We start from the raw sequence: 18511 nt of genomic DNA on the forward strand, positions 1-18511 counted from the left end.
CTGAAAATCTAATGTCATTTATATCATGAGATAGTTTTTTTATCAGAGATATGAATTTTTCATCGCCAGAAAATTTTCTAATATCTACATAAAAGGATTCTTTTTTTTATGATCAAATCCATATTTATGCTCACTTCTAATGGGAATCTCAATAAACCATAAAAATAATTTTGAAATAATCCTTTAACGATAATCCACTTTTTTCCTCTATTGATTTTATTAGGACTGCTAGCTAACCTTGCTGCTCTTAAGAAGAGCAGGGGTTGTTTAAGATTTTTTTTAACTTCTCTTCCGAGAAACTACCAGGAAACATAGCATAATGATGTGGGTGGATATTATTCTTGAGATTAGAATATGCCGCCCCTTAAAGATTGGGCCCTTATCTATCTTAAACTAAAGCTCGTTGATTCCATATGAAGCTTATGGCTATTATGTGTATAAAAATCGGATCTTTTTATGTCTTCGAAAATGTTTCTTAGAACGCTTTTCTCTTCAAGTGCATTGATTTGGTTATGAGTCAGCATTATCTCACCACCCTTTATCCATTTGAGTAAGCTATTTGCCGCTTCTTTTCGCGTGCTATTGGTTGCAACACAGCTTTTGTCAGCTTCCCATTCAAATGCGAGATAATCATCTAGCGCATAAGTTAAATCTTTATGCGATTTTGGCGTTAAATTCTTGGATAGCACTTCCCGATTTTGAGGAGCATGGTTTTGCACGACTCTGTTCTCTGGTCTACAAAACAGGGTTTGCGATAAAAGCGGTGATTTGGCTGTTTTGGGTAATAAAGGAGGTTGGGTAGTAATGTCCTTTCTTTTAATTTTCAAAGCAAATGGCTCAATGTGGCTGCGCTGCTCTTCTAAAGCACTGTGTAATCTCTTAGCAGCGGACAAAGCACCAATTGGATTGTTATCGAAATCGGCGAAAAACTCTCGATCCTTAGTAGCTGCTGGAGGGTTACGTAATATTGATATTTCAGGGCAGTTACTTTTTATTGCGTGAAGCTCTTTTGCATACACAGCATCAAGATAATTTCGTAATACAAAGCTATCTTTTGTATTCCAATAACCGCCACCGACTGCATAGGAAAAGAGTAGTGATTCTATATTTCCAAAGCGACGCGCAAAAGCTTGTAATTTTTTCTCTATCATGTGCACTTCATTGGTGCATTCTATTTGATTTCTTTCGACTAATGGAAAGCTGACTTGTTTACTTAGAAACATATTACGAATGAATACTGAAAAATTCTCTGGGAATGATGTATGTGCAGGTTTTATGATCCAGCCTTCTTGGATTCCATAACAAGGAAACCATGTTCCTTTGCTTGCTGAGTTTGTACCTGAAGAGCAATAAAAATAGGGGGCTTTCTCTAAAGATACTGCAGAGAGATTTCTTTCGACTTTTTCGTTTCCTTCAATACTTACATATGAAAAAACGTTACCTTTTTCTACTGCTTTAGCTTGCATAATTGTTAACCTCTAACCTTGCTTACTTCAATTTAACCAAACATTAATCTGATAGTATTATATTTGAACCATTATTATTGTCTTGTTAATTCATCTACGTAAATTATGCAATAGTGATACGAGTTATTTGATTTCAAAAGAATTTGTTTCATCTTGATTTTCACTATAAATAGACCAATAGCGTATTAATCATCTAGTATAAAAATTTCGGGTTTTGTCGCAAATCATAGAGGGTCAAGCCTTGCTTCGTGCTTACTCCCTACTTATCAAACTTGTGTTTATTTGATAATTTCTGCTTTAAGCACAAAGCAAGGCTTGACCCTCTATGCCGTGCCCCCTGCGAGAGCTCATGAACCTCCCCATCATTTAAAGGCGCCATTCCTGGCCATTTTTCTCAATACTGGAGTATTGCTAATGATCGGATTGAATTAATTTTTTTGGGCAGATATTGGGTATCTTTGAGGCATATTATACTTAATCAAGCCACATGGCTATTTCACTATAGGTGTTACCTATATTGCTCAATGTCTATGTATTGGTTATATGATTTTGTTTCACATTAAAGGGAGACTACATACTACGTTAGAAAAATTCGGGCTATCCCAATCAAGAATTAAACAAGCTTTATATCGACTTTGTTGGGGTCTGTCCAAATATCATTTAATCCCCAATAACATTCTTTATTCGGATGCAATTCTCCCCGATTTCTACCAAAATTAGAAAAAACAGTTTGTTCTGCTAATTTCAATCTAGCTTCTTCTTCAGTATTAGCCCAAGTATCCTGGCCATTTTCAAGAAGATTTTCATATCCCCCAATATCCTTAATTATTTTTATTGTTTCCTTATCTATTACTCTTAATCTGTAATGATTCATTTTTAGCTCCAGAAAATTAATTTATTCTCCTCTTGTTTTATATTAGCTTATTTTTAAATAGACCAACGATTAATGAACACTAGAGTCGAAACAAATTGACAAAGTTGAGCATATAAAATCTGCATAATTACTTGTACAGAACGTTTCCCAAATTAGGGAACCGACAATCAATCTATTTTCACAATCATAGAGGGTCAAGCCTTGCTTCGTGCTTACTCGCTACTTATCAAACTTGTATTTATTTGATAATTTCTGCTTTAAGCACAAAGCAAGGCTTGACCCTCTATGCCCCGGTTTTATGAGGAAATGCAAAACTCATCACAACCAGAAAATTTCGCAATGATTCAAATTCCTGCTCAATAGCCGTAGCTATATACAAAGGTTCATCAGTATCTTCCAATGTATAAACATTGGTTGCCACCCAATCCGCATGCAAAGAGAGAGAGAGCCAATACGTCCAATTTATCCAACGGTAGACATGTATTCCTAGTGTTCATTTTTGGAACGTGCTCGATCAAAATGCAAATGGATTAGTACGGCAATATTTCAATAACTAATAACACCCAGTTGTGATTATGAATAAATTTAATGAAAGACCCTAGAAAAACATTAGGCTGTAAAGCGCCTGGCATGTTATTTTTATCGCAAAAAATTAGTTAAAGTGTGATTGCATTAGATGGTTGAATCCACAACTCTATGGCTTACTTAGGTCTGTCTATCAAAGTAATCATCAGATCTAATGGATTTGAATTTTGAATAACGAATGGAAGTGTAAAAAGATGTTAGAAAAAAAAGAGATTAGTACCCCTGAGCAAGAAAATAGTATGATGGCTCCACTCCCCGTTGAACTCTTGGTTCATTTATTTAGTTTTTTCAATAATAATGAAAAAAGAGTAGCTAAAGGTGTTTCTCACTTATGTAAGGATGTAATTGATAAATTTTTTACCCATAAAAATATACCACTTACTTATAATGCACATAAGGATGGCTATGTTTCCTCCTTTATTTTACTACCTGGTCACCGTATTGTTTTTTCTGTTGTCCTAGAGAAAACGACATCCTTATCAAGGGCAGGCCTTATTTTTTTTAATTGCAAAGAAAATCAGATTAAAGAAGTTCTTTTGATTGAAGAGTACGAAAAGAATGGAAAACTTGATCATCTTCATGCTTTACCCAATGGTGATTTGGTTGCCTTGTTATATAACACAAACGATGCCCCTCCTTATATCCTGCTTTTAAATGGGAAAACAGGCGAAGAGAAAAATAGAATTCTATTAGCGAAGAAACATGGCAAAGAATCTCCCTGCCTAAAAGAGCTACAAGTATTATCTTCAAACCAATGTATTGCTGTATGTGATTCGGGAAACTTTTATTTGATAGATGTAGAAAATCCTGTTGCTAAAAAAATATCACTCGCCGATGCTAAAAAGCTGAGTAAAAAGAAATATAGCTTATTCGAAGGCCGACCTTCGCAGGCATTAAATATTTATAGCTTACCCGATGGCAATAAGTTATCAATTAACCACAGGTTACCTCATGATACATTAGGTAGTGGAGGGCATTTATCTATTCTCTACACTGAAAGTACAAAAAACCAATTTTCAGATGAAGAGGATTTTAAAGATGCTCTTTACAAAAAATAAACACATTGTTGCGATTATAAATAGAAACACATAGAGGGTCACCACATAGAGGGTCAAGCCTTGCTTCGTGCTTACTCCCTACTTATCAAACTTGTGTTTATTGATAATTTCTGCTTTAAGCACAAAGCAAGGCTTGACCCTCTATGCCCCATTGCTTGTGATAGCAATGTTTTAATACTTAAGAATTGTAACGGCCTTTTAACTTTGGACACCTTGTTTTAATTATGCTCGCTTAGGATGGGATTTTCATCAAATAATTAAAAAAAATACACTATAATTTTAGCAAGTAGTGAGGTATCTTTGATGAAAACAATTACAGTTGCTATGTGGGATCCCGGTTTTAGCATGGAGGATAAAAAACTGGAAGAAAGGATTGACGTGCTTGAAGAAAAATTTAAAGCGGCCTATGCGCAGGCTATGTCATCAGATTCTGGCGACTCAGAGGTGACGTTTATTTTTATGTGTCCTGAATATACTCTGTTAAATAAGGATGACGCGATACAGGGGAAATTCAACTCCAAGACAGCGTTGTTAGACGCTGAGAAGCGTTTACAAAAGCTGGCTAAAGATTATCCTCAGGCTATTATTATTCCCGGTACTACCTATGTTGAAAAAACCTTGAATTTACAAGATGAAGCAAAAAAAACAAAGTATGTGAGTGCGGTTAAATCATGGCAACGTAATCATTTCCGAGGTTTTTTCTCGTTTGAAGAGGAAATTGCAGATAAAAAATTAGTAAAAAATACAGCATCTATTTTTTTCAATTCTCAAAATAATAAACCTAAGCGTTATAGTAAACAGGTCGAGGCTGAAGTTTATCTTGATACGGGAAGCGGTATTTTTTATCCCGGTCATGCCTCTTCGATTTTTACACAAAATGGTATTCGCTTTGGAATAGAGATTTGTGCCGATCATAAAACGGGAATTTTAAGCTCTGAACAACAAAAGATAAGTGAACAAATCGATGTACATTTAATTGTAGCCGATGTTATTCCTACGATACATGGTAAAGTCGCTGAAGGCGATGGCGTGATTATCGTTAATTGTGCTGGGAATTTTACTTACAATCCACTTGCTGCAAAAGAAACAGGCGTTTGGATAAGAGATCAAGGGGGCAATTTGGAGCCTGTCGAAATATCAGAAAACTCAACTGAAGATTTAATAATTTATAGTAACATCCCTGTACCTAATCAAACACTTTCTCCTCAGGCATCAATGTAATGCAAACACTCATGGGGTCAAGCCTTGAATTGTGAATCTTTTCCTTGACATGTTTTTAGTCCATTTCATTCTGAGCCTCAATAGACTCATCAATCTTTAATTGAAATTCACAACTCAAGGCCTGACCCCATATGTGTGATTTGTAATCCGAAACAAACTCATCACTTTGTTGGAATAGATACAATTAACTAAGTTTATTAGATTGATTTAATCGAAGAAGAAGACCGAATACACCCTTTGCACAGAATCATCGAGGGTCAAGCCTTGCTTCGTGCTTACTCGCTACTTATCAAACTTGTGTTTATTTGATAATTTCTGCTTTAAGCACAAAGCAAGGCTTGACCCTCACGAATCAACCATGGGAAACCGATCACCAAATACGGCGCACTGCTTGGGTGCATACAATTAAGAGAGCTGGTATTCGTTACAGAAACCCTTATCAAACAAGACATACGTATGCCTCTATGATGTTATCTGGCGGCGAAAATATCATGTGGGTTGCAAGTCAGATGGGGCATGTTGATACTGAAATGGTAATGAAGACCTATGGTAAGTGGATTCCTAATGATGCATCGAAAAAAGGGTATAGGACAATTAATAATTGGGGAACATACATTTAGGAGGCTATCCGCTCCAAACGTTAGCTGAAGAGGCATCGTAAAAATAATATCCTTTTTCTTTATTTTTACTCTTCCAACCCTCAACTTTATTGATGATATTTTGATTTTTAAGGGTATTAACATCATCGAAAAGACTAATAAATATATTTTTTAGACTTTTTGATTCCTCGTTGATAAAGTTAAATACATGATCATCTTCATTTCTAATTGAGTGTCCAAAAATAAATAAACTTCCTCCTATCTCTTTTATACTTGCGAAAGCTCGCCCAAGATAAGTATTTTCCATTATCCGTGATAGTTTTTGTTCTGTTGTTCCTTCAGAGATAAAAACAGGGTATTTTTGTGAGCTGATAGATTCACGCACTTGTTCAGATATCGATTTACCACTATTGATCCAAGTATATTTTTCATAATGGGGACTGCCATCATTAAAAATATGCATAGCTCCATGTATATAGTATACATTTTGGCGTCTTTCCCTGCCTATCCTCCATTGTACTATCGATTGATTATTTTCAGGCTTTCTGAATCCGTCATCACAAACTAAACGCTTCTCTTTATTTTCAAGAAAATGCATATAAACCCAATAAAGGATTAGATCATAGTTAAATGAATATTTTTTTCCTTTTTCAAAGTGTTTTAAAAATTTGTAACAAGATTGGTACTGCTTTTCTGTAATTGCTTGCGGAGTGGGAGGGTGGGATTTAGTGATAACTTCTATTAATGTATTTTTTAGTTCATCCAAATCTTGTTCAAGTTTAGCTATAAGATCAGATCCTTCTGGGTATAATCGAGCAATGACTAATGCATTAGTTATCCGTCTCATTACGTCTTCAAAATCATTTGTTTCAAGAGATGTAAACAATGCTTTGATGGTTTTAGAGTTAATTCTGTCTGCTAGAACTTTATAGTTGAATACATCTGGAAATATACTGCAACTAAAACCATTTCCCAACATTAAATGCCGATTCCCGCCCGCTCGTTCTGAAATATCTAAACAATCTTGAAACGTATGTATTTGGGGTTGCTGCATGTGTATGAGTCCTTCATAAATTCAGTAGAATTACTCATTAGATAGAACTGAGCCATTCTCTCCACTCATCATTGGCAGCCTCAATTTCTTTTACCCATTTGTTTTTAATTTTTATATCTTCTTGAGTATAAAATTTTCCGGGCTGAATTGTTTGCTGAAAGCCAGTCCATGCTTTTTGTTTCCGTTGTGCTATTGCATCACCTTGGGTTTTGAAGTCCATATCAAACACCTTATGTTTTGGAGTAGTTTAAGTAGTAAATAAACCCTTTGAGAACCCGCGAATAAATCAGATATACCAAAGAGCTTATAAATCAACAGGTTAATTGGTGGAGGCGGCGGCTATTTAATTTATAATTCAATGCATTGTATTTAAAAGGTTATTTTTATGTTTGATAAAAATATACCCCCAAATGTACCCCCACTTGCTCTTAGTGCAAGTAGGAAACAACTTTTTTGCTGAGATCCGCAATCACATTGATGGCTTTATCATAATCAGTAGCTAGGCTAGGATTAAACACCATATTTTCAATGAAATCTTGATAACGTTCTCGCCATAAAGATTTGGTGCGCAGAAGATCAAGTGAACGATTAATTTCTTCTACTGGGTTGGCTGCATATTCAGGATTTTGATTTTTAAATTGCTGTGCATCGGTTAGAACAATCTCCTTAGCCAGCATTAAAAAATTGTCAGGAACAGGTTCAACCGATTCAATAGCATTAAGATCGTAAACGTGGCGAATCAATGATGGATCATCATAATGATAACCTCGTTCAATAGCTATGATGCGTCTGGTTAAACCCACCCATTTCTCAATAGCCGTTTCATGCACAGCAACGCAATGGGTTTGGCTTTGAGGAAATAAGCTTAAACTGGGAAAGGTATCCTCCATCAGCGTTTTTACTGAGCGTGTCACAACCTCACGGCGAATATTTGATAAAGTGAATTCAAAGAGTATGTGAGGTCTTAAAGTCGCATTACGAGTAAACTCTGAAGGGTAGAAAAATTCAACCCGTGAATACTTTCCCTCATTACGCACCACTGGCTCACTTGCTGTAAGATTAGGAATTGCAAAGTTTGATTGAAGCTCAAGCCGAAAAGCCTTAAGTTCTTTCAACAAATAGGATTTGCTAAAACCATCCGTGGTAGATTTACGCTGAATTTTAAAATCAACGTCCTCAGACATACGCTGGACGACCTTGTGCGCTTTGGCCAAACAAGTACCGCCACAAAATACCAAACGGAAATATTCATTTTCTATTTTGGAAAGGGATTGAATTACCTGAGTGACATAATAATCCTTTTCAATAACAGATTCAGGTAAGTCTAAAGTGTTTGCAGTGGTTTCAATATATTGAAACATCGAGCTATCGAGCATTAATTTGTTTCTCCGCAATTAATTTTCTTTTGCCAAAAGACAGCGTGCCTCGATAGCGGCTTTTTAATCGGACAGAAGTACGCACGGGAACTTGTGTTGTGCGCCCTGCATTATACTCTTGAGCCGCTGTGCTAAGCTCCCATTGGATACCTTTCTTAGTTAAGGCCTCTTTACAGGCTTGATCAAAACCGCCTTGAATAATAGGTGCATTTAGCATTTCTGATAAATATGCTTTTGCATAAATACCAGCTCCAATTTTAACCAGCTTATTGTCATCCATCATTTTCTTAAAAACACGACTAACTTGGCGATACGATCCCAGATCCATGAGATCTTGGCGCAGCACCACATTACTGCGTATTTTCTTAATACGCTGAAGCGCTTTGTACTCTATGCTGTCTTTATATTTAACTGTCATAATAATTCGCCAATTTAGGACTTATTGTAATTATAGCACACCTGTATTTAGCGTCAATTTGGGACACATTAAATATAATAAACCGCCTCTTAATTTGGATAGAATTTATTATATATCATGCTATTAGCATAGTGTTGTGGCAAAGTTTAGAAAGAACTTTAGGATTCTATACCAAGAAAGACTTGCTTAAATATTTCTAGCTTCGATTGGGGATCGATACTTATGCTATTATCGCGCTCCACACCAGCAATATACATCTCCCAATCTTCTACGTAGACTTTATCGTAGTTATCAATTAATAGCTTGGCGAGTTCCAACTCAAACTCAGAGGCTTTCAATAAATCTGCCCATTTATGGAAGCCAACTATCAACGCAATGATATGCTGGGCTTTCATTAAGCTAAAATTGTCTTCATCTATGTCGTAAGATAAAATAATTTGTTCTATATCAAAGTATTGAGGCTGATACTCATATAAATAATCATTAATTACCTCATCAAGGTATGGTGTTTTTGTTTTGTAATCTTTGAATAGGTTTTTTGCTTGAAGTTTAAAGTATTCGATGTATGTCATAATATAATCCTATTACGTTTACCAAAATTATTATCTAGTTATTTGCGTTCGTAGTCTTTGGTTAGATAACAAGCTTGGTATAAGGTTATACTATCTTCACTATTGGTTGATTAAATCTTTGCACGAACGAGCAGGCTTACCAATAAGCACGATTGCATTATGTATGAAATGCTTTTTAAAGACAAGATAGTAGTCACCCGCAGCCTATTTCAACCATTTCGAGAACTTCCTCGAAATGGCCTTCAAATTTTTTTGTCATCCATACGTTCCAAAATGGAACATATGCTTTTTACAATACTTCCCAACGTATATTCTTACGAGTTAAATGTGTTTTAATTAGAGGCCTATCTCATTTAAGGATCAGTTTTTTGATCTTAGTCTCGACTTTGGCCATTTTTGATTTTGTCATTCCCGCGAAGGTAGGAATCTATCTATCAGATTAAAATGATACCAACTTGGGCATGGATTCCCGCCTTCGCGGGAATGACAGGCTATCACATTGGACTGAAATAAATCAAAAATTTAAAATGGCCAAAGTCCAGTTAGTAGTGTTGATATTTTCTGTGCAGCAATTTGCCTTTCTCTTACCCGCCCAGAACGAATAGCATCAATTAATGTTAACAAATCATAAAATAATGGATCTGGATGTTTGGCTATAGCTTCAGGTACTGAAGGATATAAAGGTTTCAGTGCAAGACCCCGTTCACTACCTTCACCGTATGGCCAAACAGGAATTGGATCATTACCTATTATAATCTGCTCATTTAAAGCCGGTGCGGCATAGCTAGTTGGAATCCCACGAACTAGTTCGCCTAATTTGGCCGGAAAAACATACTTTAAACCATGGAGAAAAAACTCTTCGCAAGCTTGAGTTATAGGCTGTGGCTTATTTGGCGGATGATAAGGTGTAATTAATCCTGCAGAAACTAATCGCTTAAACGCGCTATTTATCTGGGAAGGACTAAGACACAATTCAGATGCAATGCTATTTTGAGACCAGCTTTTATCTATCTGGTAAACTAATAGTTTGGCTAAAACAACAATATCTTGTGGTTTGATCATGATTAATGAATAGCTATTCTAAATTCTAGAATTTAGAATGATTTAATCCATTTATAAATTGATTTTTAGTCTAAATGCAAAGAAAATTAAAATAGCATGCTGATGTGCATAGCAAAACGTACCAGATCATAATATTAACTTGACGATAACAGGCGATTGGCGTGAAAGAGCAACAAATAGAGAAAGACTTAATCAATAAATTGATTGAGCAAAAATATTCTTACCGTGATGACATTTGTGATAGAGTCTCTTTGGAAAAAAATTTCCGACAAAAATTTGAAGAGCTAAACAGAGTCCATCTAACCGATAATGAATTTTCTCGTTTATTAGAAAGCATTATTACACCAAATGTCTATAGTTCTGCTCGTATCTTACGTGAACGCAATAGCTTCGAGCGTGATGATGGAACACCGTTAAATTATACACTCGTCAATATTAAGGAATGGTGCAAAAATACTTTTGAGGTTATCAGCCAGCTGAGAATCAATACAGATAATAGCCATCATCGTTATGATGTCATTTTGCTTATTAACGGAGTTCCAGTAGTTCAAATTGAACTAAAGTCACTCACGATTACCCCACGTCGAGCAATGCAGCAGATAGTAGAGTACAAAAATGAACCTGGTAATGGCTATAACAGAACATTGATGTGTTTTTTGCAAATATTTATCGTCAGTAATCGCACCGATACATGGTATTTTGCTAATAATAACACGCGCCATTTTAGCTTCGACGCTGATGAACGTTTTTTGCCACTGTATCAGTATGCAAGTGAGGATAACAAAAAGATAACTCACCTTGATACCTTTGCTGAAAAGTTTCTCGCCAAATGCACTCTGGGGCAAATGATCAGTCGCTATATGGTTTTAGTTGCCAGCGAACAAAAATTGATGATGATGCGCCCCTATCAAATCTATGCCGTAAAAGCCATCGTTGATTGTATTCATCAATATAGTGGTAATGGATATATCTGGCACACTACAGGAAGCGGTAAAACATTGACCTCATTCAAAGCTTCAACTTTACTCAAGGATAACCCAGACATAGAAAAATGCCTGTTTGTGGTCGATAGGAAAGATCTTGATCGACAAACTCGAGAAGAGTTCAATCGATTTCAGGAAGGATGTGTTGAGGAAAATACAAATACTGAAATGTTGGTGCAACGCTTACTTTCTGATGACTATGCCAATAAGGTAATTGTTACCACAATCCAAAAATTGGCTTTAGCCTTAGATAAAAACAACAAACGTAACTATCAAGAGCGTCTTAAGCCTTTAAGTAACAAACGCATCGTATTTATCTTTGACGAATGCCATCGCTCACAATTTGGCGAAAATCATAAAGCCATCAAGGAATTTTTCCCCAATGCCCAGTTATTTGGTTTCACTGGAACACCAATTTTTGAGTTAAATGCCACTTATAAGCAAATTGAAAGCGAACAAGGCTCTTTTAAAACCACAGAAGATATTTTTCAACAACAATTGCATGCCTACACAATAACGCACGCTATTGAAGATCGTAATGTTCTACGATTTCACATTGACTACTACAAACCTGAAGGTAAAAATACGCCAAAACAAGGGGAAGCATATACTAAAAAAGCCGTTATTGAAGCCATTTTGGAAAAACACAATACTGCAACAGCTGACCGTAAATTTAATGCCATACTTGCAACCTCATCGATCAATGATGCAATTGAATATTACGAGCTGTTCAAAACAATCCAAGCACCCCCAAAAGAAATAGACATAGATTATCATCCTTTAAACATTGCCTGTGTTTTTTCTCCTCCTGCTGAAGGCAATAAAGATGTACAGCAGCTCCAAGAAGATTTACCACAAGAAAAATTGGATAATTCTGTAGCGCCTGACAAAAAGAAAGCCGCTCTTAAAGCCATCATTGATGATTACAATAAACAATACAAAATGAACTGTAGTATTAACGAATTTGATCTTTACTATCAGGATGTGCAGAAAAGAATTAAAGACCAACAATATCCCAATCAAGATCTGCCACACAACCAAAAAATCGATATTATTATTGTGGTCGATATGTTGCTTACTGGGTTTGATTCCAAATATTTAAACACCCTATATGTAGATAAAAACCTCAAGTACCATGGATTAATTCAGGCATTCTCACGCACTAATCGCGTATTGAATGATAGCAAGCCTTACGGCAATATCCTTGACTTCCGTCAACAGCACGAAGCTGTAAATGAGGCCATCACGCTATTTTCTGGCGCACAAGCTGAGCGCGCCAGAGAAATTTGGTTGGTGGATAAAGCGCCTGTCGTCATCGAAAAATTTGATAACGCAGTACAAAAACTCAATGAATTTATGCAATCACAAGGACTGGAAAACAAACCGGAAGAAGTCGTTAACTTAAAAGGTGATACAGCTCGCAGCCAATTTATCAACCTATTTAAAGAGGTACAACGCTTAACAACACAGCTGAATCAATATACCGATTTAAACGAAGAACAACGGCAGTCCATTGAACAGGTACTACCAAAAGAACAGTTACAAAGTTTCAAATCTGTTTATTTGGAGACCGCTCAACGTTTGAAGGCGGAACAGGATAAGGGTAATGAAAAAACTTTGCCAGAAGTAGAACAGCTGGATTTCGAATTTGTGCTATTTGCTTCAGCCATCATTGATTATGATTATATTATGGAGCTCATTGCTCAATATTCACAACAAAAACCTGGCAAGCAGAACATGAGCCGTGAACAATTGATAGGCTTAATTCAATCTGATGCTAAATTCATGGATGAGCGTGAAGATATCACCGCTTATATTAACTCCCTTACAGTGGGTGAAGGTCTCAGTGAGAAACAAATTCGTGAAGGTTATGAAAACTTTAAAGAAGAAAAAAATGCAAAGCTACTTACGACTATTGCTAATAAACATGGTTTAGAAGTAGCCAAGCTGCAAAACTTTATCGATAGTGTCATCCGCCGCATGATTTTTGATGGGGAACAATTAACTGAATTACTGGCGCCACTTGAATTGGGCTGGAAAGCACGCACTCAGAAAGAGCTGGAATTGGTTGATGATCTAACGCCACTACTACATAAACTAGCCCATGGGCGTGAAATTTCGGGGTTAGATGCTTATGAGCAATAAAAAAACAACACCTCTCAAACCTAAGCTAAGATTTCCTGAATTTCGTGATACAAGTGAATGGGAGGAAAAAACTTTATTAGATGTTTGCAAAAAAATTACTCAAGGTGGCACTCCAGATACAACCAACTCTTCTTTTTGGAATGGCCAGATCGAGTGGTTGACACCTGCAGAGATGGGAAAAACAGAATCTTACTTTATAAATTCAACTAAAAGAAAAATAACATCAGATGGATTAAAGAACTGTTCATCAGAATTACTTCCAATAAATTCCGTAATACTTTCAACAAGAGCCCCGATCGGCCACTTAGCTATTAATAGCACAGAAATGGCAATTAATCAGGGTTGTAAGGGATTGATTCCAAAGGAATCAACCGATTGTACGTTTTTATACTATATTCTATACAATTTAAAATCTTGTCTTATAAATCTTGGAGCAGGTAACACTTTCAAAGAACTAAGTGGAAGTGTTTTAAAAAAATTCACTTTAAGTTTACCAATCTACAGAGAACAACAAAAAATCGCTGATTGCCTGTCTTCTATCGATGAATTGATTACAGCAGAAAACAAAAAGCTCGATGCTCTTAAGACTTACAAAAAAGGGCTAATGCAACAACTCTTTCCTGCCGAAGGTGAAATTCCCCCGAAACTCCGCTTTTCGGAGTTTCAGAATGCTCAAGAGTGGAAGCTATATTTACTTGGTTCAAAATCAATAAAAATTGGAAGTGGCATAACTCCTAATGGAGGAGAGAAGAACTATAAAAATAATGGACGCCCCTTTATTAGAAGCCAGAATGTAGGATGGGGTGAGTTATTACTAGAGAACGTTGCCTTTATTGATAATGCAACACATTTAACTTTTTCTGCAACAGAGATAAAAGAAAATGATGTTTTATTAAACATCACCGGTGCATCTATAGGGCGGAGTGCGATAGCAGATAAAAGAATCGAAGGAGGTAACGTTAATCAACATGTATGCATTATTCGAGTAAAATTAGATGAGTTATTACCAAAATTATTAAATCAATATCTGCTTTCAGAATATGGACAAAATCAAATTGATGGATTTCAAGCGGGGGGTAATAGGCAAGGCCTTAATTTTTCTCAAATAAAATCTTTTTCTATCCCTCTGCCAAATACCCTACAGGAGCAACAAAAAATTTCCGATTGTCTGTCTTCTATCGATGAATTGATTACAGCAGAAAGCAAAAAACTAGAAGCTCTTAACAATCATAAAAAAGGTTTAATGCAACAACTCTTCCCAAGTATAAGTGAGCTGTAGGAATGAGTAACAAACCAGAAAAAATTTACGAATTTAAAACACTGCATCGTCTTGTTACCCGTATTAGAGATGATCTAAATAATCATGATTTTGTTTTATTGTTCGCCTATAATGGCACAGGAAAAACGCGCCTGTCCATGGCGTTCAAAGATGCTGGCAAAAAAAATAACGGGAAGGATACACTCTATTTTAATGCGTTCACTGAAGACTTATTTCATTGGGATAATGATCTTGAGGGTGATGCCGAACGTTACTTGAATATTAATTCGCAATCTGCTTTTTTCTCTGGTTTTAAAGAGCTGGCTTTAGAAGAAAAAATTTTTTCATTTCTTGAACGTTATGCGGATTTTGATTTTAAAATAGACTATGACGAATGGAAAATCATTTTTATACGCGGCGAAGAGCAACATATTAAGATTTCTCGTGGCGAGCAAAACATATTTATTTGGTGTATCTTTCTGGCAATTATAAGGCTCGTTATTGATGGCCATGAATCCTATGCATGGGTCAAGAATATATATATCGATGATCCTATTTCATCACTAGATGATAATAACACCATTGCTGTAGCCAGCGACCTGGCTAAGTTATTGAAATCTGGTATAGGAAAAATAAAGACAGTTATTTCCACACATCATGGCTTATTCTTTAATGTGCTACATAATGAATTGAAGGCTGATAAATATAAAGCCAAAACACATTTTTATCATCGAGCAAATCATTCTGATATTTATACTCTACGTAATACAGAGGATACACCATTTTTTCATCACGTAGCGACATTGAGCGAGTTAAAAAATGCTGTCGAGTCGAACAAAATATACACCTATCATTTTAATATGCTGAGAAGCATTATGGAAAAAACCGCTGTTTTTTTCGGCGCTAAAGATTTCTCTAGCTGTATTCATGGCATGGAGGATCAAGCACTGTATGCTCGCGCTTTAAACCTATTAAGTCATGGACAATATTCCATTTATGAGCCAAGGGAAATGATGGATGACAATAAAGAATTATTCAAAAATATTTATTTTGCATTTTTACAACGTTACCGTTTTGAATTACCTGAAATAAGCCGCCAACAGGAGAACCCTGCATGACTGAAGAACAACAAAAAGAACTTGGGAAAATCCTTTGGGGAATAGCCGATCAGCTTCGTGGAGCAATGAACGCAGATGATTTTCGCGACTATATGCTTTCTTTTCTTTTCCTACGTTATCTTTCTGACAATTACGAGGCTGCAGCAAAAAAGGAATTGGGAGAAGAGTATCCCGCTGCTAATGGGCATATAACACCGTTACAACATTGGTATGAAAAAAATCCTAATGATATAACTGCATTTGAGGACTTACTACGTCGTCGCATGCATTATATTATCAAGCCAGATTATCTCTGGGGCAATATTGCTGATATGGCTCGCAGACAGCATGAAAAGCTGTTGGATACATTACAAGATGGATTTAAGTATATTGAAGAAGAGTCTTTCGGGTGTGCTTTTCAAGGGCTGTTTTCTGAAATTAACCTTGCTTCTGAAAAACTTGGAAAAATCTATTCTGATCGAAACACTAAACTTTGCACTATTATCACTAAAATCAATGAAGGTATGGCTAAGTTTTCGACTGATAGAGATACTCTTGGCGATGCTTACGAATATCTTATTGGCCAATTTGCTGCTGGGTCTGGTAAAAAAGCTGGTGAGTTCTATACACCCCAACAAATTTCTAGCATTTTATCTGCCATTGTGACATTGGATGGCCAAGATCCCACTTTAGGCAAAAAAGAATATCTTGAAAGTGTCTTCGACTTTGCCTGCGGATCAGGTTCATTATTGCTCAATGTGCGAAATCAAATAGGTGCTCATGGCATTGGTAAAATTTATGGACAAGAAAAAAATATCACCACCTACAACTTGGCACGTATGAATATGCTATTACATGGGGTAAAAGACACTGAGTTTGAGATTTATCACGGAGATACCCTACTGAATGATTGGGATATGCTGCGTGAAGCTAACCCTGCCAAGAAACCCTATTTTGATGCGATTGTGGCTAATCCACCATTTAGTTATCGCTGGGAACCATCAGAAGCGATGGCGGATGATGTCCGATTTAAAAGCTATGGGCTTGCTCCTAAATCAGCAGCTGATTTTGCCTTCTTGCTGCATGGTTTCCACTACTTGAAAGAGCAAGGAACCATGGCAATTATTCTACCTCATGGCGTACTATTTCGTGGGGGTGCAGAGGAACGTATCCGCCGAAAACTCCTTGATGATGGCCATATTGACACTGTTATTGGCTTGCCTGCTAATCTTTTCTACTCCACTGGCATTCCTGTATGCATTTTGATACTTAAAAAATGTAGGAAACCAGATGATGTCTTATTCATCAATGCGAGCGAACATTTTGAAAAAGGAAAAAGGCAGAACCAACTGCTGCCAGAACATATTGAAAAAATCATTTCAACTTATCAATTTCGCAAAGAAGAAGAGCGCTATTCAAAGCGCGTTTCAATAGAAGACATTCGTGAAAAACATAGCTATAACTTGAATATTTCTCGCTACATAAGTACCACGATAGCTGAAGAAGAAATTGATTTACATGCGGTGCATGCTGAGCTGGAAGATATCGAGCTAAAAATCACTGCTGCACTTGATAAGCACAATACATTTTTAAAAGAGCTTGGGCTTCCTTTATTACCAAAATCTGGAAGCCGATAGAGTAAAATTTTAGTTTAAAAATCCGCAGAGCTGAGTCAAGATTCTTTTTAACTCAGTAAATTGGCGCTCTCTTTCACGCAATTCTGCGCAGCGAGCGCCATGTTTATAAGCATTCATTTTGCTGACGGATTTACCCTCAAGAGTCACTGCCCCGGTTGATTGATTCCAGGGTTTCCATAGTTGGATTAATAATGCTTGTTTTTGTCGTTCCTCTGAAGTCCAATGTCTCATTCTGAGTCTCCTTTAATAGTTCGTTTGCAACTTTTTTATTATTTTCAATTGAATCAGATTGATTATTGATCTGTTGGTTAAATGCATTATTTTGTTGTTTAACAAAAGTAATACTACGACGTGGATGCTTTAATTCACTCAAAACAGCCAAGGTTTTTCTGCATTGTGCCTGTGCTTTCAAAGCTATGTTTGAGAACACCTCAATTTGATTGATCATATTCAAATTAGGTAACTGCTTTAAAGTATCGTAAAAAACGTAGTCCAATGTTTTAGCTTGCGCCATTAGCATGTCCTCTATCTCCTTAAGATTACCTTCATTAATCCGGCTAGAACTTTTAATAAGCTCATCCATAAGTGTGGGTGTATCAAGCACATGACCATGTCCATGCAATTCACTTATTGCCATTGCTGCACTACTTAAACAATTAACGTGAACTTTTGAATTGTGGATCTTTTGCTGTTGCTTAGCATCTTCTTGATTATGCTTATTTTTCGATTTATTTGTCATTTTGTAATGCCTCCCGAATATAAGTATTAGCTGCCCACCGACCTTTATTTTGCTTTTTAAAGGTTTTTTCTTCCTGCTTCATTCCATCAAGCCAACGTGTTATGTATTCCGATAGTAAAGGTGTATTTACTTGAGAATATCCTAAAGATCGCAGCCATCTTTTGTCATCGTGTAATAGCTCTAGCCCAGCTTGTTTTGCTTGTTCAAAGAATGCTTCAAAAATATCAGTAGATTGCACTGGTACATCAATCTCTATTGCTAATTTTGCTAACACTGGTTTGTTGGTTGGTATGGTACTAGCAGAATTAGCAACATTAGCAGCCAACTGTCGTTGCTTAATTTCATTAAAAAGTCGTGCAATAGTCAT

At 36.3% G+C, this 18511-nt stretch carries 17 protein-coding genes; 7 read left to right on the forward strand and 10 right to left on the reverse strand.

All coding sequences use genetic code 11. From position 1 onward, the window contains the following. Positions 1–383: 383 nt before the first annotated feature. Positions 384–1466 (reverse strand): hypothetical protein, encoded by a 1083-nt coding sequence (locus Lste_RS12345; protein ID WP_058511231.1) that lies wholly within the window; start codon positions 1464–1466, stop codon positions 384–386. A 613-nt stretch (positions 1467–2079) separates the two neighbouring features. After that, entirely contained in the window at positions 2080–2340 is a 261-nt protein-coding gene (locus Lste_RS12350) for a hypothetical protein (RefSeq protein ID WP_058511232.1), read from the reverse strand. 779 nt (positions 2341–3119) lie between these two features. Here Lste_RS12350 and Lste_RS12355 point away from each other — a divergent pair. From Lste_RS12355 to Lste_RS12365, 3 genes are all read left to right on the forward strand, one after another. Next, positions 3120–3983, forward strand: coding sequence for a hypothetical protein (locus Lste_RS12355; protein ID WP_058511233.1), 864 nt, complete (start codon positions 3120–3122; stop codon positions 3981–3983). A 303-nt stretch (positions 3984–4286) separates the two neighbouring features. After that, positions 4287–5204, forward strand: a complete 918-nt coding sequence (locus Lste_RS12360; RefSeq protein WP_058511234.1) for a hypothetical protein — start codon at positions 4287–4289, stop codon at positions 5202–5204. A 338-nt stretch (positions 5205–5542) separates the two neighbouring features. Next, the gene (locus Lste_RS12365; protein ID WP_420324191.1) at positions 5543–5824 is read left to right on the forward strand and encodes a tyrosine-type recombinase/integrase; all 282 of its coding nucleotides are present in this window, start codon (positions 5543–5545) and stop codon (positions 5822–5824) included. Positions 5825–5828: 4 nt separating this feature from the next. Here the strand turns inward: Lste_RS12365 and Lste_RS12370 are convergent, their stop codons facing one another. The 6 genes from Lste_RS12370 to Lste_RS12395 form a co-directional block, all read right to left on the reverse strand. Next, positions 5829–6857: a DUF4917 family protein gene (locus tag Lste_RS12370; RefSeq protein WP_058511236.1), complete on the reverse strand. Its 1029-nt coding sequence runs from the start codon at positions 6855–6857 to the stop codon at positions 5829–5831. A 37-nt stretch (positions 6858–6894) separates the two neighbouring features. Continuing rightward, positions 6895–7077 carry a hypothetical protein gene (locus tag Lste_RS12375; RefSeq protein ID WP_058511237.1) on the reverse strand — a complete coding sequence of 61 codons (183 nt, stop codon included), beginning with the start codon at positions 7075–7077 and terminating at the stop codon, positions 6895–6897. 208 nt (positions 7078–7285) lie between these two features. Then, on the reverse strand, positions 7286–8233 hold the full coding sequence (locus Lste_RS12380) for a nucleotidyl transferase AbiEii/AbiGii toxin family protein (protein WP_058511238.1): 948 nt from the start codon (positions 8231–8233) through the stop codon (positions 7286–7288). Next, on the reverse strand, positions 8223–8651 hold the full coding sequence (locus tag Lste_RS12385) for a DUF6088 family protein (protein WP_058511239.1): 429 nt from the start codon (positions 8649–8651) through the stop codon (positions 8223–8225). The genes Lste_RS12380 and Lste_RS12385 overlap by 11 nt, the downstream gene beginning before the upstream one ends. Before the next feature lie 158 nt (positions 8652–8809). Further along, positions 8810–9223, reverse strand: coding sequence for a hypothetical protein (locus Lste_RS12390; RefSeq protein WP_058511240.1), 414 nt, complete (start codon positions 9221–9223; stop codon positions 8810–8812). 522 nt (positions 9224–9745) lie between these two features. After that, positions 9746–10285: a helix-turn-helix domain-containing protein gene (locus Lste_RS12395; RefSeq protein ID WP_058511241.1), complete on the reverse strand. Its 540-nt coding sequence runs from the start codon at positions 10283–10285 to the stop codon at positions 9746–9748. Between the two features lie 161 nt (positions 10286–10446). Here Lste_RS12395 and Lste_RS12400 point away from each other — a divergent pair, with 161 nt between their 5' ends. The 4 genes from Lste_RS12400 to Lste_RS12415 are packed head-to-tail and all read left to right on the forward strand — an operon-like array spanning position 10447 to position 17405. Next, on the forward strand, positions 10447–13413 hold the full coding sequence (locus tag Lste_RS12400; RefSeq protein ID WP_058511242.1) for a type I restriction endonuclease subunit R: 2967 nt from the start codon (positions 10447–10449) through the stop codon (positions 13411–13413). Next, positions 13403–14692: a restriction endonuclease subunit S gene (locus Lste_RS12405; RefSeq protein ID WP_083503988.1), complete on the forward strand. Its 1290-nt coding sequence runs from the start codon at positions 13403–13405 to the stop codon at positions 14690–14692. Before Lste_RS12400 ends, Lste_RS12405 begins: the two co-directional genes overlap by 11 nt. A 2-nt stretch (positions 14693–14694) precedes the next feature. Beyond that, the gene (locus Lste_RS12410) at positions 14695–15789 is read left to right on the forward strand and encodes an AAA family ATPase (RefSeq protein WP_058511243.1); all 1095 of its coding nucleotides are present in this window, start codon (positions 14695–14697) and stop codon (positions 15787–15789) included. Continuing rightward, complete coding sequence (locus Lste_RS12415) at positions 15786–17405, forward strand: type I restriction-modification system subunit M (protein ID WP_058511244.1); 1620 nt, start codon at positions 15786–15788, stop codon at positions 17403–17405. Before Lste_RS12410 ends, Lste_RS12415 begins: the two co-directional genes overlap by 4 nt. Positions 17406–17541: 136 nt before the next feature. Here the strand turns inward: Lste_RS12415 and Lste_RS12420 are convergent, their stop codons facing one another. Further along, a complete protein-coding gene (locus Lste_RS12420; protein ID WP_058511245.1) occupies positions 17542–18144 on the reverse strand; it encodes a hypothetical protein in 603 nt (200 codons plus the stop codon). Beyond that, a complete protein-coding gene (locus Lste_RS12425) occupies positions 18134–18511 on the reverse strand; it encodes a hypothetical protein (protein WP_058511246.1) in 378 nt (125 codons plus the stop codon). The genes Lste_RS12420 and Lste_RS12425 overlap by 11 nt, the downstream gene beginning before the upstream one ends.

Source organism: Legionella steelei (assembly GCF_001468005.1).
In the GTDB taxonomy this organism is placed as follows: Bacteria; Pseudomonadota; Gammaproteobacteria; order Legionellales; family Legionellaceae; genus Legionella; species Legionella steelei.

Coding starts and splice junctions, on each gene's coding strand:
- Lste_RS12345 (WP_058511231.1), bottom strand. CDS start 1,466: ATGCAAGCTAAAGCAGTAGAAAAAGGTAACGTTTTTTCATATGTAAGT.
- Lste_RS12350 (WP_058511232.1), bottom strand. CDS start 2,340: ATGAATCATTACAGATTAAGAGTAATAGATAAGGAAACAATAAAAATA.
- Lste_RS12355 (WP_058511233.1), top strand. CDS start 3,120: ATGTTAGAAAAAAAAGAGATTAGTACCCCTGAGCAAGAAAATAGTATG.
- Lste_RS12360 (WP_058511234.1), top strand. CDS start 4,287: ATGAAAACAATTACAGTTGCTATGTGGGATCCCGGTTTTAGCATGGAG.
- Lste_RS12370 (WP_058511236.1), bottom strand. CDS start 6,857: ATGCAGCAACCCCAAATACATACGTTTCAAGATTGTTTAGATATTTCA.
- Lste_RS12375 (WP_058511237.1), bottom strand. CDS start 7,077: ATGGACTTCAAAACCCAAGGTGATGCAATAGCACAACGGAAACAAAAA.
- Lste_RS12380 (WP_058511238.1), bottom strand. CDS start 8,233: ATGCTCGATAGCTCGATGTTTCAATATATTGAAACCACTGCAAACACT.
- Lste_RS12385 (WP_058511239.1), bottom strand. CDS start 8,651: ATGACAGTTAAATATAAAGACAGCATAGAGTACAAAGCGCTTCAGCGT.
- Lste_RS12390 (WP_058511240.1), bottom strand. CDS start 9,223: ATGACATACATCGAATACTTTAAACTTCAAGCAAAAAACCTATTCAAA.
- Lste_RS12395 (WP_058511241.1), bottom strand. CDS start 10,285: ATGATCAAACCACAAGATATTGTTGTTTTAGCCAAACTATTAGTTTAC.
- Lste_RS12405 (WP_083503988.1), top strand. CDS start 13,403: ATGAGCAATAAAAAAACAACACCTCTCAAACCTAAGCTAAGATTTCCT.
- Lste_RS12410 (WP_058511243.1), top strand. CDS start 14,695: ATGAGTAACAAACCAGAAAAAATTTACGAATTTAAAACACTGCATCGT.
- Lste_RS12415 (WP_058511244.1), top strand. CDS start 15,786: ATGACTGAAGAACAACAAAAAGAACTTGGGAAAATCCTTTGGGGAATA.
- Lste_RS12420 (WP_058511245.1), bottom strand. CDS start 18,144: ATGACAAATAAATCGAAAAATAAGCATAATCAAGAAGATGCTAAGCAA.
- Lste_RS12425 (WP_058511246.1), bottom strand. CDS start 18,511: ATGACTATTGCACGACTTTTTAATGAAATTAAGCAACGACAGTTGGCT.